The 16414-nt window shown below is 39.6% G+C and carries 14 protein-coding genes; 12 read left to right on the forward strand and 2 right to left on the reverse strand.

Going from position 1 to position 16414, the window contains the following annotated elements; genetic code table 11:
* Positions 1-12: 12 nt before the first annotated feature.
* The 8 genes from atpG to RCG25_RS01055 all read left to right on the forward strand — a co-directional run bounded on the left by atpG (position 13) and on the right by RCG25_RS01055 (position 8482).
* Positions 13-870 (forward strand): ATP synthase F1 subunit gamma, encoded by an 858-nt coding sequence (gene atpG / locus RCG25_RS01020; RefSeq protein WP_308081826.1) that lies wholly within the window; start codon positions 13-15, stop codon positions 868-870.
* Positions 871-1003: 133 nt separating this feature from the next.
* Positions 1004-2425: a F0F1 ATP synthase subunit beta gene (atpD, locus tag RCG25_RS01025; protein ID WP_308081827.1), complete on the forward strand. Its 1422-nt coding sequence runs from the start codon at positions 1004-1006 to the stop codon at positions 2423-2425.
* Between the two features lie 21 nt (positions 2426-2446).
* Positions 2447-2854 carry a F0F1 ATP synthase subunit epsilon gene (locus RCG25_RS01030; protein WP_308081828.1) on the forward strand — a complete coding sequence of 136 codons (408 nt, stop codon included), beginning with the start codon at positions 2447-2449 and terminating at the stop codon, positions 2852-2854.
* 424 nt (positions 2855-3278) lie between these two features.
* Positions 3279-4556 (forward strand): ABC transporter substrate-binding protein, encoded by a 1278-nt coding sequence (locus RCG25_RS01035; protein ID WP_374121024.1) that lies wholly within the window; start codon positions 3279-3281, stop codon positions 4554-4556.
* Between the two features lie 98 nt (positions 4557-4654).
* The gene (locus RCG25_RS01040; RefSeq protein ID WP_308081830.1) at positions 4655-5530 is read left to right on the forward strand and encodes a carbohydrate ABC transporter permease; all 876 of its coding nucleotides are present in this window, start codon (positions 4655-4657) and stop codon (positions 5528-5530) included.
* Between the two features lie 11 nt (positions 5531-5541).
* Positions 5542-6453 carry a carbohydrate ABC transporter permease gene (locus tag RCG25_RS01045; protein WP_374121055.1) on the forward strand — a complete coding sequence of 304 codons (912 nt, stop codon included), beginning with the start codon at positions 5542-5544 and terminating at the stop codon, positions 6451-6453.
* 109 nt (positions 6454-6562) lie between these two features.
* Positions 6563-7576 carry an SIS domain-containing protein gene (locus RCG25_RS01050; RefSeq protein ID WP_308081831.1) on the forward strand — a complete coding sequence of 338 codons (1014 nt, stop codon included), beginning with the start codon at positions 6563-6565 and terminating at the stop codon, positions 7574-7576.
* 69 nt (positions 7577-7645) lie between these two features.
* A complete protein-coding gene (locus tag RCG25_RS01055) occupies positions 7646-8482 on the forward strand; it encodes a PfkB family carbohydrate kinase (protein ID WP_308084073.1) in 837 nt (278 codons plus the stop codon).
* Between the two features lie 93 nt (positions 8483-8575).
* Here RCG25_RS01055 and RCG25_RS01060 read toward each other — a convergent pair whose 3' ends face one another.
* Entirely contained in the window at positions 8576-9562 is a 987-nt protein-coding gene (locus RCG25_RS01060) for an SIS domain-containing protein (protein ID WP_308081832.1), read from the reverse strand.
* Positions 9563-9774: 212 nt separating this feature from the next.
* Between RCG25_RS01060 and RCG25_RS01065 the strand changes: the two genes are divergently transcribed.
* The gene (locus RCG25_RS01065) at positions 9775-10611 is read left to right on the forward strand and encodes a sugar phosphate isomerase/epimerase family protein (RefSeq protein WP_308081833.1); all 837 of its coding nucleotides are present in this window, start codon (positions 9775-9777) and stop codon (positions 10609-10611) included.
* A gap of 137 nt (positions 10612-10748) precedes the next feature.
* A complete protein-coding gene (locus RCG25_RS01070) occupies positions 10749-11468 on the forward strand; it encodes a GntR family transcriptional regulator (protein WP_308081835.1) in 720 nt (239 codons plus the stop codon).
* Positions 11469-11815: 347 nt separating this feature from the next.
* Here RCG25_RS01070 and RCG25_RS01075 read toward each other — a convergent pair whose 3' ends face one another.
* Complete coding sequence (locus RCG25_RS01075; protein ID WP_308081836.1) at positions 11816-13219, reverse strand: sigma-54 interaction domain-containing protein; 1404 nt, start codon at positions 13217-13219, stop codon at positions 11816-11818.
* A 192-nt stretch (positions 13220-13411) separates the two neighbouring features.
* On the opposite strand from RCG25_RS01075, the gene RCG25_RS01080 reads away from it, so the two are divergent.
* Both RCG25_RS01080 and RCG25_RS01085 read left to right on the forward strand, forming a co-directional pair.
* On the forward strand, positions 13412-14740 hold the full coding sequence (locus tag RCG25_RS01080) for an aminotransferase family protein (protein WP_308081838.1): 1329 nt from the start codon (positions 13412-13414) through the stop codon (positions 14738-14740).
* Positions 14741-14756: 16 nt separating this feature from the next.
* Positions 14757-16178 carry an aldehyde dehydrogenase family protein gene (locus RCG25_RS01085; protein WP_308081839.1) on the forward strand — a complete coding sequence of 474 codons (1422 nt, stop codon included), beginning with the start codon at positions 14757-14759 and terminating at the stop codon, positions 16176-16178.
* Positions 16179-16414 lie beyond the last annotated feature (236 nt).

Consider the following 16414-nt stretch of genomic DNA (forward strand, 5'->3'; position numbering starts at 1 on the left):
TGGTGAGAACCAATGGCATCTTTACGCGACATTAAAAATCGTATAAATTCAACCAAAAAGACGAGTCAGATTACGAAAGCAATGGAAATGACGTCGGCAGCGAAATGGAACCGTGGAGTGATGAATGCGAAATCATTCGTCCCTTACATGGAAAAAATCCAGGAAGTAACGGCATCAATTGCAATCGGCAGCAAAGGAATTAACCATCCAATGCTTCAGGCTCGTGCTGTTAAGAAAACCGGTTATATCGTTATGACTTCTGACCGTGGACTTGCAGGCGCATTTAACAGTAACGTGATTCGACGCGTACACCAAACAATCCAAAGCCGTCATAAATCCAATGATGAATTTGCGATTATTGCAGTGGGTCGAGTAGCTCGTGACTTTTTTGTTAAGCGCGGTATGAATGTAGCCCTTGAAATTATAGGGGTTTCCGATCAGCCGAGCTTTGCAGATATTAAAGATATCGCTTCAAGTACGGTAGGAATGTTCTCTGACGGTACGTTTGATGAAATATATGTGTATTACAGTCATTATTTAAGTGCCATTTCTCAGGAAGTAACGGAGAAGAAGCTTCTTCCGCTAACGGATATCACAACTTCTTCAAAGCTGGCTTCTTATGAGTTTGAACCGTCTCCAGAAGAAATCTTAGAAGTTCTCCTGCCTCAATATGCAGAGGCTTTGATTTACGGTGCTCTTCTAGACAGTAAAGCAAGTGAGCATGCTGCCCGTATGACAGCAATGAGAAATGCAACTGATAATGCGAAAGAAATGATTCGTAACTATACGCTTAGCTACAACCGTGCACGTCAAGCTGCGATTACACAGGAAATCACAGAGATTGTTGGCGGTGCGTCGGCGTTAGAATAGAATTTTTAAAAATTAGCCCATACGGCGGGCAAAAAAAGAAAATGAACGGGAAGGCAGCATTTGTTCATGAGTGAACAGATGCTCAGTCTCCAACTACGTTCATTTTCAAAAGAGTAAGTTAGGAGGGAAAAAGATGAACATAGGACGCGTAGTTCAAATTATGGGTCCGGTCGTTGACGTTAAATTTGAAAACGGTCAGCTGCCTGAGATCTATAACGCATTAAGAATTAGTTCCAAAGCGCGTAATGAATCAGAAGTTGATATCAACTTAACCCTTGAAGTAGCCCTTCATTTAGGTGATGATACTGTTCGTACGATTGCAATGGCTTCCACTGACGGTGTAACTCGTGGAGTTGAGGTAGCAGATACAGGTGCACCGATTTCCGTACCAGTAGGGGATATTACACTTGGACGTGTATTCAACGTTTTAGGTGAGCACATTGACCTTGCTGATGAAATCCCTGCAAGTGCACGTCGTGATTCGATTCACCGCGAAGCACCAACTTTCGAAAATCTTTCTACTGAGGTAGAAATTCTTGAAACTGGAATTAAGGTAGTAGACCTTCTTGCGCCATATATTAAAGGTGGTAAAATCGGTCTATTCGGTGGTGCCGGTGTAGGTAAAACTGTATTAATCCAGGAATTAATCAACAACATCGCCCAAGAGCATAGCGGTATTTCCGTTTTCGCTGGTGTAGGTGAGCGTACTCGTGAGGGTAACGACCTTTACCACGAAATGACGGATTCTGGCGTTATTAAGCAAACAGCGATGGTATTCGGACAAATGAACGAGCCACCAGGTGCACGTATGCGTGTTGCCTTAACTGGTTTGACTATGGCTGAATATTTCCGTGATGAGCAAGGACAAGACGTTCTTTTCTTCATGGATAACATCTTCCGTTTCACGCAAGCTGGTTCTGAGGTTTCTGCCCTACTTGGCCGTATGCCATCTGCGGTAGGTTACCAGCCAACTCTTGCTACTGAAATGGGTAAATTACAAGAGCGTATCACATCTACTAACGTAGGTTCTGTTACATCAATCCAAGCGATTTACGTACCAGCCGATGACTATACGGATCCGGCTCCGGCTACAACTTTCGCTCACTTGGATGCAACGACTAACCTTGAGCGTAAGCTTTCTGAGATGGGTATCTACCCTGCGGTGGATCCTCTTGCATCAACTTCTCGTGCATTGTCACCTGAAATCGTTGGTGAAGAGCATTACGAGGTATCACGTCGTGTGCAAAAAACGTTACAACGTTACCGGGAATTACAAGATATCATCGCGATCCTGGGTATGGACGAACTTTCTGATGATGATAAGTTAGTTGTACTTCGTGCGCGTCGTCTACAGTTCTTCTTATCACAAAACTTCCACGTAGCTGAACAGTTTACTGGACAGCCAGGTTCATATGTTCCTGTTAAGGAAACGGTTAAAGGATTTAAAGATATCCTTGACGGTAAATATGATCACCTTCCTGAAGATGCATTCCGTCTTGTTGGACGCATCGAAGAAGTAATTGAAGCTGCAAAACGCATGGGCGTAGAGGTCTAAATCCTGCCAGGAGGGTAAAAAATGAAGACGATTAAAGTCAATGTTGTTACTCCCGATGGCCCGGTGTATGAATCAGATGTGGAAATGGTTAGTACAAAGGCTCAAAGTGGTGAGCTAGGTATCTTACCTGGTCACATTCCGTTGGTTGCTCCTCTTGCAATTGGGGTTGTTCGCCTCAAGAAGGATGGAAAAACGGAATTGGTTGCGGTGAGTGGTGGATTTTTAGAAGTCCGTCCTGATCAAGTAACCATTTTGGCGCAAACGGCTGAAAAAGCATCCGATATTGATGTTGAACGTGCAATAAGAGCGAAGGAACGTGCAGAACAGCGTATGCACGATCAGCATGCTGAGCATATTGACTTCAGACGTGCGGAGCTTGCCCTGCAACGTGCCATCAATCGCCTCGCCGTATCGGAAGGTAGAAAGTAATAATATCTTATATTCATCAAACCCCTTTGGCGGATTATTTAGGATCCGCCAAAGGGGTTTTTTTCTATGTTGTTTTAAGTACGTCATTGCAGATTTTAAGGATAAAATTTAATAATAGTTTAACTATTATAATTATTGATTTTATGGTATTTTAACTTATAACTAAACTATCGTAGAATACCGTTGTTCTGCAAAAGTAACATAGTGAAAAAACGAGTTGTAGTAAAAATAATTATTAGAAAATTCCCCTTATTTAGATATTGACTTCAAACGTTATATTATGTAATATAATCTTATAATACAACAAGAGATATAACATAACGCATTTGTTGAATGGGGGATTGATAAACAAAAGTTATTTCTGAAGGTAAATAAAGATGAAAGCGTTTTAAATAGGACGTAGAAAGATTAAATAATTGGGGGTATGTATGTGAAACGTTGGCTTACTGTAGCAGTCAGTATTTTAATGGTCATGTCATTAATCGTAGGATGTTCCTCAAAGAGCACTAGTACTAAGTCTGAAAATGGCAAGAAAACTATTACATTTTTCTACCGCTGGCCAAATGAGCCGTATAAAACATATTTTAATAGTGTTATTAAAGAGTTTGAAAAACAGCATCCAGATATTCATGTTGAACAGGTAACAGCATTAAACGATGATTACAAACAAAAAGCTAACGTGCTTCTTGGAAGCAAGACTCCACCAGATGTGTTCTTCACATGGGCTGGTGAATATGGCCAGAAGTTTATCCGTGATGGCGTAGCTTTAGACCTTTCAAAATACTACCAAGAAGACAAAGCTTGGTCAGACAATTTAATAGCATCACAGGTGAAATTCTTCCAAAAAGATGACAAAACCTATGGTGTTCCACTATTTACCGACAGTAAATTATTCCTCTACAACAAAGATGTGTTTGATAAATTAGGCTTAAAAGCACCTGCTACATGGGATGAATTTATCACTGTTCTTAAAACGATTAAAAAGAGCGGAGCAACGCCTATCATTTTAGGAAATAAATCGCCTTGGGCGGCTGCTCACTATGTAACAGCTTTAAATCAGAGAATTGTACCGCAGGATGTGTTAGCAAAAGATTTAAGCTACAAGGGAGCGGAGTTCACGGATCCTAGCTATGTTGAGTCTTTAAAGAAGCTTGATGAATTACGACCTTTCTTTAATGAAAATCCAAATGCGACTGCGCATGATGAAGCAAGAAACTTATTCCTTGGCGGAAAAGCAGCAATTATGTTCCTAGAAACACAGGAAATTACTTATATGAAAGATGCAACATTTAAATGGGATTCCTTTAAAGTACCAACCATCGAAGGCGGTAAAGGCGATCAAGGAGGCTTAATCGGGGCCCCTGAAGGATTTATGGTTCACAGTAAATCTGCCCACCCGAAAGAAGCAGTTGAGTTCTTGAAGTTTCTAACTTCTAAAGCTAACGGAGAAAAATTGGCAAAGGATACTGGTATGCCAAGTACAGTTGAAGGAGCGGTTAATGCGAATACCGCAACAGAACAAGAAGTGAAAGCGATGGATTTAATCAAAGAACAGCCAGATATGCTTATCTGGACAGATAGCGCATTAGATACTCGTATTTTTAAGCCTTATGGCGATGGAGTTCAAGCTATGATTGGCGGCACTATGAAGCCTGAACAAATCATGAAAGCCGTGCAAGATGCAGCAAAACAAGTAAAGTAATAAAGTAAAATGAATTCTATTAATACGTCGGTTTGTAGGAATACTAGAGTCCTATTAAACCGACATTTTAATAGATGTTGGTAATGGGAGGGGTATAGATGCGAAGAACTAGAATAGTCCCGCTTATTTATATGGCACCTGCCTTATTGATGCTGGCCCTATTTGTATATTATCCTTTGGTTCGAAATATCATGAATGGATTTTATGAATGGAATCCATTTACATTAGATAGAAGCTTTGTTTCACTAGATAATTATACCCGCTTGATTAAAGATCCCGTCTTCTTTACGGTTCTTAAGAACAATCTCCTATACGCCATTATCTCCGTTATCCTCCAGGTTGGGCTTGGATTAGTGATTGCAGCGATATTAGAAGATAAGATATTCAGGAGATTTTCCACCTTCTTCCGAACAACCTTTTTTATCCCGGTTCTCATTTCGATGACTGTCATTGGGATCCTCTTTAGCTTTATTTATAATCCTGATGTGGGCTTACTAAATAGCTTTCTAAGATTGATAGGTTTAGATGCATGGACTGAAGGGTGGCTTGGGAACCCAAAAACGTCTATTTTTGCAGTCATCGCCGTTTCCCAATGGCAAAGTATAGGTTATACCGTTATGTTGTATGTGTTGGCTGTTCAAAAAGTTCCTGGGGAATTATATGAAGCAGCTACCATCGATGGTGCAGGGAAAATCCGGACATTCTTTAGCATTACGGTTCCTCAGGTAAAAGAAATGACGTTTGTTTTATTAATCTATACGGTAACAGGCTCATTCTTGGTGTTCAGTGAAGTGTATGTATTAACTGCTGGTGGTCCTAGCAACTCATCACAGGTGTTTAGTACATATCTATATCAGAAGGCGTTTATCGATAATGAACCTGGATTTGCCTCAGCGATTGCCAATGTGATTCTGGGTATTACACTAATTTTCTATTTTATCCAAAATAAGTTCTTAAAAACAGGGGAGGAGTAAAGATGAAGCCGATGGAATCACATGGAGATTCTCAAATGGTTAGTCAAGAAGGAAAGGTCTTAAAGTTTCCAAATACAAACTTGAAGAATTCCAAAAGAAAACCAGGCTTATCGATAACAGTCGGGCTAATCTTTCTTTTCCTGACCCTCTACTTTGTTACGATTGCTTATCCGTTATTTTGGATGGTTATTAATTCCTTCAAAAATACAGCCGAGATTTTTAATGACAGCTGGGGGCTTCCAAAAGAATGGCTCTTTTCAAACTATACGACCGCATGGGAACAAGGGGTTTCAAGCTACTTCGTCAACAGCTTGATTATCACGGGAGGTACATGTATTTTGACGGTTTTAATCAGTGCAGCCTGTGCCTTCGGTTTGACTCGTTATCAACTCAAAGGCGGAAAATTCCTGCTGCTTTTCGTTTCAGCCGGCCTGATGTTTTCACCGCAAAGCAGTTTAATCCCTCTTTATGAATTAGTTCAAAAGATCGGAATTTTTGATACGTATTGGGCCCTGATTTTAACGTTTACTGCTTATCGGATTCCATTAACCGTTCTATTAATACGGTCCTTTTTCTTATCGATTCCAAAAGAGTTGGAAGAATCAGCATATCTGGACGGGGCGACAAGTTTGGATGTTTTTGCAAGAATATTTATACCAATGAGTAAACCGATCATATTTACGGGCGTCATTTTAACCGCTTATTATGCGTGGAATGAGTTTTTATTTTCGATTCTCTTTATTCAAACGGAAGAGGTAAAGCCAATTACTTCAGGTTTATTAGTCTTTAAAGATGCGCTTAATACAAACTGGGGAGTTTTAATGGCTGGTTTGGTTATTTCAGCACTGCCGCTTATTATGATCTTTATTTTCATGCAGAAATACTTTGTTCGCGGTTTGGCGGATGGAAGCGTAAAGGGATAAATGGGGGGAGTGTTTCCCCTTTACGTTCATTGACGGTAAAAGTAAATAAACGTATACTATATATAACGTATTATAACGTATTACACTAAAATGATAGGGAGTGGAAGTAATGCTAAATTTTAGCAGAGAAAAATATCTACAAGTAACTGGAGGAGCAGTGGGTCTAAGAGAGGAAATTGAGAAAGTTGTGGATAAGGTTTACGAAAAAGGGTATAAAAATATTTTCTTAATTGGATCAGGCGGGGCAGTGGCAACCTTTTATCCATTTGAATATATGATTAACTCGACATCGACGATTCCAGCTTATGCTGAGATTGCAGCGGAATTTGCGCTACAAAATCATAAACAATTTACGAAGGATTCACTTGTGATTCTATCTTCTCTATCCGGTACAACAGAGGAGACGGTAGCAGCTGCGAAATATTGTAAAGATAGAGGAGCAACTACAATCGGTTTAACAGGTGAATACAATAAGCCGCTTGCTGATACAGTAGATTTTCCATTAGTGAATTTTGCGGAAAATGATTTTGCCAGCGATTCCAATCAGTTAGTTCTTTATTTACTCATTTTTAAATTGATGAATAAAAATGGAGATTTTCCTAACTATGAAGCATTTGCTTCCCAGTTAGAAGCTCTTCCTGAAAAGTTAATCGAGGTAAAGGAACAGTTCGAAGCTAGAGCAGAAGCGTTTGCGCGTGCATATAAAGATGAGCCTTATCATTTGGTGGTTGGTTCCGGCAGTACTTGGGGCCGCGCTTACTCCTATGCGATGTGTGTATTAGAGGAAATGCAGTGGATCAAGACAAAATCCATCCATGCAGCGGAATTCTTCCATGGTACATTGGAAATAGTCGAAAAAGATACAAGTGTTATTTTATTTAAGGGTGAAGATGAAACGCGCCCGCTGATGGAACGTGTTGAGCGCTTTGCAGAGAAGTATACAAAGAAATTGACCGTTCTTGATACTGGGGATTACGAGTTAGAGGGAATTAGCAAAGAGTTTAGAAAATATTTATCACCAATTGTTACATCTACGCAGCTGCAAAGACTCAGCGTGCATTTAGAGGACAAACGAAATCACTCGTTAGAGATTAGAAGATATTATCGTACAGTGGCTTATTAATATAGCTGTGAGAAAGATACAATTGTATATTGTATCTTTCTCTTATTCAACGAATGGGAGGATTTGAATATGAGATTAATTGCGGTTGGAGATAATGTAGTAGATTATTATGATGATCGTGGCGAGATGTTTCCGGGCGGAAATGCCGTGAATGTAGCTGTATTTTGGAAACGGTATGGCGTGGAGAACGTATCATATATCGGGATTGTCGGGAATGATGAGGAAGGAGAGCATATCGTTAACTCGTTAAAACTTGAGAACATAGATGTATCGCACGTGCGCAAAATGTTTGGTCCGTCCGGTGAGGCAGTTGTCACGTTGGATGAGCACGGGGATCGCAAGTTTGTAGGGTCGAACAAGGGCGGCATTCAAAAGCAAGTGAAATTAAATTTTACTGAGTCCGAGCTGGGACTTATCAGCAATTTTTCTCTGTTGCATACAAGCGTATTCAGCCATATTGAAACAGAACTGTCAGAATTGAAAAAGCATATTGATATTTCATTCGATTTTTCAACCAGGTATGATGATGACTATTTAGAACGGGTCTGCCCGCATATAAAATATGCAATTTTCTCTGGAGGCGATTTCACCAAAGAAGAATGTGAAGCGTTTATAAGGAAGGTTCATGTTGCAGGGACGCCAAATGTTATTCTAACGAGGGGTTCTGAAGGATCGTTGTTCTCCGATTCCCATCAGGTCTATGAACAAGGAATTGTCCAGACCGACGTTGTCGATACACTTGGTGCAGGCGATACGTTTGTGGCTGTGTTCTTAAAGGAGTATGTACAGCATGGTGATGCCAAGGTAGCAATGCAAAAGGGGGCCGCCGCCGCATCTGAGACATGCGGACGCTTCGGTGCATTCGGCCATGGCAAGAAGAGGGAGAGCAAGATTACGATTAGCTAAACTACTTCCATGAAGAGGCCGGTCCGTAGGGGCTGGTCTTTTTACGGTATATAAGTAAAGCCCTTGAGTCTAAACTCAAGAGCTTTCAAAGGTTTAATATTCGACCTTCCACATATATCGTCTTTTTGATAACGGATGATTACGGGCATCTGCCAGTTGTTCTGCATATTTACGGAGGATATGATTTAGTACTAGCGGTGCAAGATAGCCTTGTAAATCTTCGTGAATGCCAGTTAAATCAAGATCCTTAGCATCCAAAACGACCAATTTTTCACCATATTTTTTCGAAAAATCTAAAGCTCTTTCATCTAATGGACGAGTCTCATCCAATCCAAGCAGGATAATAAAGGGTACATCTTTATCGATAATCTCGAATGGACCGTGGAAATATTCACCGGCGTGTATGGCATTTGAGTGGATCCATTGCATTTCCATTAGAATACAAATGGCGTAGGAATAAGCAATTCCATAGTTTGCGCCACTAGCCATTGTATATATGACTTTTTCATCTTTGTATTGTTGGCCGAATTGTTGAGCTTGACTTTCGTATTGCTTAGCTGATTTTTCAAATACAGCTTGTAGATTGGTTAAACTGTTGGCCACCTTGTCAAACTTATCGTTTCCTTCTAATACGTTTAATGCACCAAAAGTTAGTTGATAAAGTAAACCTAAATTTGTATTAAATGCAATGGATTCAGCGCCCCATTCGTATTTCACAACAAATTCACTTTCTTGGGCAAGCGGGGAAGTTGGCTGGTTAGTAAAACCAACTGTCAATGCTCCTTTTTGACGAGCAAATTCTGCTGCTTTTACGGTTTCAGGAGTAGTACCTGACATTGAGCATAAGACAACAAGTGAATTTTCGCCAAGTTTTCTAGGGTTGCGATGAATGAATTCATTTGAACTGTAAACATCTGAAGTAATGTTTTTTGCCTCACGATCCATAATGTACTTGTTTGGATACATAATAGCAGAAGAACCGCCACATGCAACAAAATAAACATGGTTAATCGTACGGCCTTTCAGAGCATCTAATACAGTTTGAACCTGTGGGTCTACAACTACTTGTGAATTTACCATTCATTTTTCCTCCTTAGAACATTTAGTTTAAAATATAATAATACATTATATAACATTATACTAACCCTCCATTTATTAATTGTCAATGTTTTTTGAACATTAAATTAATTATTAGTAAGATTCAATTTGTGTTACATTGACTTAAAACATAATATAATGTTATATTAATTTTGAATATTTTGCTAATTAAACAAGAGGAAGGGTGCGGTTGGGTGTCCAAGATTACGAGAGATCAAATCACAGGAATGAATTTTCATTACAAGCACTATCCATTGGAATACTTTTTAGACGCAATGGTTCGTTATGATTTTAAAAATATTGAATTATGGGGTGCTTCTCCTCATTTTTATGTAGAAGAAATGAGTCTCCACGATATTCGAAGGGTAAAAAAAGAAATAGATAGAAGAGATTTATCGGTGGTGTGCTTTACACCGGAGCAGTGTGTGTACCCAATTAATCTTGCAGCAAAAGAGAAAAGAATCCGTGAAAATAGTATTCAATACTTTATCAAATCAGCTGAAGCAGCGAAAGAATTAGAGGCGCCTATGATGTTGGTTACTCCAGGGTGGGGCTATGAAAATGAAGACAGACTTGAAGCATGGAAAAGAACAATAGATTCTTTGGAGAGACTAACCAGTGTAGTAGCTAAATTAGATGTAATCCTTGCGTTTGAACCATTAACAAGAGTAGAGTCAAATTTGGTTAACGATGCTAAGTCGTTAAAAGCAATATTAGATGAAGTGGGCAGCCCTTATCTAAAAGGGATGATTGATACCATTCCTATGGCGCTAGCAAACGAAGATTTTCTTGATTATCATAACCTATTAAATGATGACTTGGTTCATATTCATTTTATTGACGGGAAACCGGAAGGCCATCTTGTCTGGGGAGATGGTGTGCTTCCTTTACAGAAATACATGGATCAACTGAGTGAAATTGGCTATAAAGGCTTCCTGACATTGGAATATACATCCTATCAATATGTGCAAGCTCCGGATGCTGCCATTGAAAGATCGTTGGAGGTCTTATCACGTGTGATTGATAGGTAAAAAACAAAATTGATAGCTTAAATGAAATTATATATACTTATTAATATCGATGATAAAGAAGCATGGCTGCTTAAAGTGATTTAGGGAATATGGTCCATCATTCGATCAAAATACTGTAATAGGGGCAGGTGAAACAGATGTTAAAACAGGATGATCAAATTCCTTTATATATCCAGTTAAAGGAGTCTATTCGCAGTTCAATCATAAATGGTGAACTGAAATTTGGAGATAAAATTCCAACTGAATTAGAGTTAAGTGAAGAACATAAAATTAGTAGGATTACGGTAAGAAAAGCCATTGTCGACTTGGTTGAAGAAGGCTATCTTGTAAAAAAGCAGGGCAAGGGGACTTTTGTTAACAAAAGGAAAATTGAAAGGAAAATTGTCCATTTTTTAAGCTTTAGTGATGCTTGTAAAGCAAACGGATTGGAAGCAAGCAGTAAAGTCATTAAAACGGAAATTATCCAACCAACATCAAAGGATAAAAAAATGCTTCAGCTTGATGATGGTGACGCGCTGTTATTTATCCAAAGAGTACGATATGCCGGTGATTCCCCAATAATGATTGAAAACAACTATTTTTCCTATAAAGAATATCACTCTTTATTGAATGAAAATTTAGAGGGTTCTGTCTATAGGATATTGGAAGAAAAGCTGGGCGTAAAACCATCCGGTTCAAGCGAACTTTCGTTAGAGATTGTCAGGGCAGGCGATGAAGAAATGCAGCTTCTTAATATCGCAAGTGGAGAACCCCTCTTTTACATGGATACAACGGTCATCGATGAAAACGACCGGCCTGTGCATAGAGGAAAACAGTATATTTTAGGTGACAGTTATAAATTTATCTTGAAGCAATAGTTTCATTTTATTTTAGGCTGATATATTGAAAGCGCTTTGATGTCTAACTGTTATTAGTTCATTGTTGATTTGACACAATGTTTGTTGGTGCGGAAATCAACAGGCAAGTTGAATAAAACCTAATATAGAAAGCCGAGGTTTCTTATAAGAATCTCGGCTTTTTATATTGGCAAGAACAATGTTGATTTTTATAACCTGTTGATTGGAGTGGAAGGCGCGAAGACTCCTGTGGGAGTAGCGGTCTCGGGAGACCCCGCAGGAGGAACGACGAGGAGGCTCCCGGAACGCCCGCGAACCGCTCGCGCCTGGAACGGAAATCAACAAACAAATTAAACAATGCCTTTATATTAAAACGAAAGCTTGTCTTTATACTTTTTTAATTTATATATAATAGTAGGCTGACTGATACCTAAGTATTCAGCCATTTCGTAGGTTGTTTTGCATTGCTTGTAAGCCCTTGATAAAAACTGGAGTTCTACTTCTTCCAGCGCATCCTTTAATTTCAATTTTTCGATGCTCGCCTTCACATGCTCCCAAGAGGAATTTGAAATCTCCTTTATGTTTTTCATTAAGTAAAAAGGTAGATGATTAGGCAAAATCATATCATCCTCAATAGTAAGGATTAAACGTTCAAGTAAATTTTCCATCTCACGGACATTTCCTGGCCATTCATAATGGATTAAAAGCTCGTAAGTGGAAGGATGCATCTTTTTAGACAATTTATACTTAGTATTCAGCAATTGCAGGTAATGTTTTAATAAAATCGTGATGTCATCCTTTCTTTCCTTTAATGAAGGGATGTGAATGGGAATGACATTTAATCGATAGTATAAGTCCAGTCTGAATTTCCCTTCGTCAACCATTTGCTTTAAGTCTTGATTCGTAGCAGTTATGAGCCTGAAATTAACATGTAGCTCCTTTTTTCCGCCGATTCGCATAAGCTTTCGTTCTTGAAGAACTTTTAGTAATTTTACTTGCATGTTTAAAGGAAGCTCGCCGATTTCATCTAAAAATAAGGTTCCTTGAGCCGCTTGTTCAATCAACCCTTGTTTTCCTGCCTTTAGGGCCCCAGTAAAGGAACCTGGTTCATATCCGAACATCTCAGATTCAAATAATGTCTCTGGGATTGTACTGCAGTTTACTTCAATAAAAGGTTCCTTTTGACGCCCGCTTAAATCATGTATATGTCGGGCATATGTGCTTTTTCCAACACCGGATTCACCTAAAAATAAAATCGTAGCATCGGTTCCAGCCACCCGCGGAAGGGTCTTAAAAATTTGCTGCATACTAGTGCTTCGGAAAAGAATAGGTCGCTTGCTTGCGTCTTTTTCACGTAGCTCCTCCACTTCTGTTTGAAAGCCGGCAATTTTTACTTGGAGCTGATTGTATTGTTCCTGTAATTTCACAATTTCTGTTTGGTCTTGGCTGTAGCTGATGGCTCTAATTAATCGCCCTTCTTGATTAAAAACAGGATACCCAGTCGACATGATAACCTTTCCAAGCTTTGTATGCTGCAGAATGCGTACAATTTTTTTCTCTTTTAATACAAGCGCATTAATAGAAGGGGAAAGAATTCCCTCTTTTTCTAAATCATAGACGGACTTTCCGATATAGGATCCGGTTTCTAATCCGTACATGGTCCAATGTTGCGGATTGGACCTCAAAATAATTCCATTTTCATCAGTAATAGTAATGTTGTTGTTTGATGTTTCAATGATTTTATCCAGCTCTAGCTTTAATTCTTCTTTCAAACAAAGCTCCTCCTCTTATCAATGTTGATTTAATTTTCAATTAAATCGGAACGTTAATCAATAATTAAATTAAAAAATGATTAAAAATTAAATCAAACTTGCATGAAACCTCGGTTTTTCAACTTAAAAAAGTTGGCATGCTTTTTGCATTATAAAAAGTAAAGAATCTATTATGGGAAGGGAGTCCAATAAATGGAAGAATATATCCGGGAATTAGAAGAATTAGATAAAAAGTATTTTATTCATCCGACTTCACCGATTCAGCAACAGCAGACTGATGGTCCAGGCTTTATTTTTGTTAAGGGTGAAGGAATATATTTGGAAGACATCAGAGGAAAGAGAGTAATAGACGGAATGTCTTCTTTATGGAATGTGAATATTGGCCATGGTCGTAAAGAAATAGGAAAAGTGGCAATGGAACAAATGACCCAATTAGCCTTTAATTCTTGTTTTTCAACTTACAGCAATGAACCAGCTATCCGGTTGGCTGCTAAACTGGCAGAAATCGCACCTGGGGATTTATCCGCAACTTTTTTTACTTCTGGAGGCTCTGAATCGAATGATACCGCATACAAGCTTGCAAGACATTATTGGATATTAAAAGGACTGCCGGGCAAGAAAAAAATTATTACAAGAACAAGGTCCTACCATGGGGTGGCGATGGGAGCAACAAGCGCAACCGGATTAAAGCCGTTTCGGGATTTTACCAATTCTTTAGCACCAGACTTTTATTATGTAGATAATTTTTCACCGGTTACTCTTCGGGAGTTAATCGAAAAAGAAGGAGCGGAAACGATTGCTGCGTTTGTTGCTGAACCCGTCCAGGGTGCTGGTGGCGTACATATCGCGCCTGAACAGTATTTCAATGAAATCAGGGAGATTTGCGACGAAAATCATATTTTGTTTATTACAGATGAAGTCATTACGGGCTTTGGGCGGACAGGTACGTATTTTGGAATCGAGCATTATGGTGTTGTGCCTGATATGATGTGTTTTGCAAAAGGCGTAACAAGCGGCTATGCCCAGCTTGGCGGTGTGATGATGTCGAGAAAAATGCATCAGGATTTTATAGAACTCTCAACAGGAACCTTATTACATGGTTACACGTATAGCGGCCACGCCATGGCTTGCAGTGTTGCTTTGAAAAACCTTGAAATCATTGAACGAGAAAATCTAATAGAAAATGCGAAACAAATGGGAATTGAGATGCTAGCTGGGTTTAAACAGTTGCAAAGCAAACATAGCATAATAGGCGAGGTAAGAGCACTAGGTTTAATGGGAGCGATTGAAATTGTAAAAAATCAAAAAACAAATGAGCATTTCTCCGCTCCATTAGCTCCGTTGATTGTTTCGGAAGCAGCTAAAAGGGGATTGGTAATTCGTGCGGTTGTCTTTGATGACCAGGATAAGATTGTATTTGCTCCTCCATTAACTATTAACAAAGAAGAAATAGAACAAATGATGACGATTTTGTCAGACGCCTTTTTAGCAGTGGAAGCCGCTCAAAATTTAACAGTATAATGCGGGGGATGAGGGTATGAAACAGGATTTATTTATTAATGGAAGTTGGATAGAAGCAAAGGAGTATACATCACTTGTGGCGCCATTTAGCGGAGAAGAAATTGCGAGAGTTGCCGCGGCCGATGAAGATGAGACAAATCTTGCCATTGAAGCGGCTTATCAAGCGAAAAGAACGATGGCAAAAATGCCGTGCCACCAGCGGGCATTTATTTTAGAAAAGGTGGCCAAGTTGCTGGAAGAACGGGCCATGGAAGCAGCGGAGATTATTGCATTGGAGGCAGCTAAACCTGTGACAATTGCCATGGGAGAAGTTCAGCGGACTATTCAAACCTATAAGTTTGCCGCTGAAGAAGCGAAACGAATTCACGGTGAAACCTTGCCACTTGATGCTGCACCAGGAGGGGAAGGACGTGTTGCTTATACGGTCCTAGAGCCAATAGGAGTGATTGGGGCGATTACCCCGTTTAATTTTCCAATGAATCTTGTAGCCCATAAAGTAGGTCCTGCTTTGGCGGCAGGAAATACCGTTGTCCTAAAGCCGGCAAATCAAACGCCTCTGTCGGCCTATTTCATCGCTAAAGTTTTCGAGGAAGCTGGATTGCCTGCAGGTGCCTTGAATGTGGTGACCGGAAGTGGCTCTTTAATAGGAGAAATGATTGTCAAAGATGACAGGGTCAGCAAAATTTCATTTACGGGAAGTCCGGCTGTAGGGATTGGCATTCGAAACAAAGCTGGATTAAAGCGAGTCACATTGGAGCTAGGATCAAATGCCGCTGTCATTATCGATAAAGGCGTCAATTTGGATAATATCATCTCAAGATGTGTAATGGGCGCTTTTTCATTCCAAGGCCAAGTTTGTATTTCTTTACAGCGAATTTACGTGGTTGAGGACCTTTATGAAGAATTTGTGGGAAAATTTGTTGAAACCACTAAGCGGTTGAGAGTCGGCAGTCCAATGGAGTCTTCAACAGATATATCTGCCTTAATAAGCCCAAAGGATGTAGAACGGACCTTGTCCTGGATCAAAGAAGCAGAGTATCATGGGGCGAAAATAGCTGTTGGGGGTACTGCTGAGGGCAATGTCTTATTGCCAACAGTCCTATTAGAGGTGGATCCTTCCCAAAAAGTGTCTTGCCAAGAAGTGTTTGCACCCATTGTTCTGATAAATAAAGTAAAAGATGCGAATGAGGGGATACAATTAGTCAATGATTCCCGATATGGCTTGCAAGCTGGTATTTATACAGACAATATACATACGGCACTGAATGCAGCAGAGGACCTTCATGTCGGCGGTGTATTGATTAATGATATCCCGACCTTCCGTGTCGACCACATGCCATATGGCGGGGTAAAAGAAAGTGGAGTGGGCCGTGAAGGGGTGAAGTATGCTATTGAAGAAATGACGGAAAAGAAACTAGTTATTTTTAATCGAAATTGAAAAAGAGGAAACGTCTTTTTTGTCACAAGAAAAGTAGTCAGGTTTTTCATGAGGGTAAAAGCAATAAGTTGAGCCAGGCTAAATGCCTGGCTATTTGGCTTTTTGTTTGATGATCGGAAAAATATTCAACCTCACGATACACAAGAGACAATCTGATGTAAGTACTCATGATAAAGGAGCTTTTTGAATAAAATTGAAGGAGGAGGATTGTTTAGATATTGAATTTGTCTAAAAGG

The organism is Neobacillus sp. PS2-9 (genome assembly GCF_030915525.1).
Taxonomy (GTDB): Bacteria; Bacillota; Bacilli; order Bacillales; family Cytobacillaceae; genus Neobacillus.

Coding starts and splice junctions, on each gene's coding strand:
- atpG (WP_308081826.1), top strand. CDS start 13: ATGGCATCTTTACGCGACATTAAAAATCGTATAAATTCAACCAAAAAG.
- atpD (WP_308081827.1), top strand. CDS start 1,004: ATGAACATAGGACGCGTAGTTCAAATTATGGGTCCGGTCGTTGACGTT.
- RCG25_RS01030 (WP_308081828.1), top strand. CDS start 2,447: ATGAAGACGATTAAAGTCAATGTTGTTACTCCCGATGGCCCGGTGTAT.
- RCG25_RS01035 (WP_374121024.1), top strand. CDS start 3,279: ATGTATGTGAAACGTTGGCTTACTGTAGCAGTCAGTATTTTAATGGTC.
- RCG25_RS01040 (WP_308081830.1), top strand. CDS start 4,655: ATGCGAAGAACTAGAATAGTCCCGCTTATTTATATGGCACCTGCCTTA.
- RCG25_RS01045 (WP_374121055.1), top strand. CDS start 5,542: ATGGAATCACATGGAGATTCTCAAATGGTTAGTCAAGAAGGAAAGGTC.
- RCG25_RS01050 (WP_308081831.1), top strand. CDS start 6,563: ATGCTAAATTTTAGCAGAGAAAAATATCTACAAGTAACTGGAGGAGCA.
- RCG25_RS01055 (WP_308084073.1), top strand. CDS start 7,646: ATGAGATTAATTGCGGTTGGAGATAATGTAGTAGATTATTATGATGAT.
- RCG25_RS01060 (WP_308081832.1), bottom strand. CDS start 9,562: ATGGTAAATTCACAAGTAGTTGTAGACCCACAGGTTCAAACTGTATTA.
- RCG25_RS01070 (WP_308081835.1), top strand. CDS start 10,749: ATGTTAAAACAGGATGATCAAATTCCTTTATATATCCAGTTAAAGGAG.
- RCG25_RS01080 (WP_308081838.1), top strand. CDS start 13,412: ATGGAAGAATATATCCGGGAATTAGAAGAATTAGATAAAAAGTATTTT.
- RCG25_RS01085 (WP_308081839.1), top strand. CDS start 14,757: ATGAAACAGGATTTATTTATTAATGGAAGTTGGATAGAAGCAAAGGAG.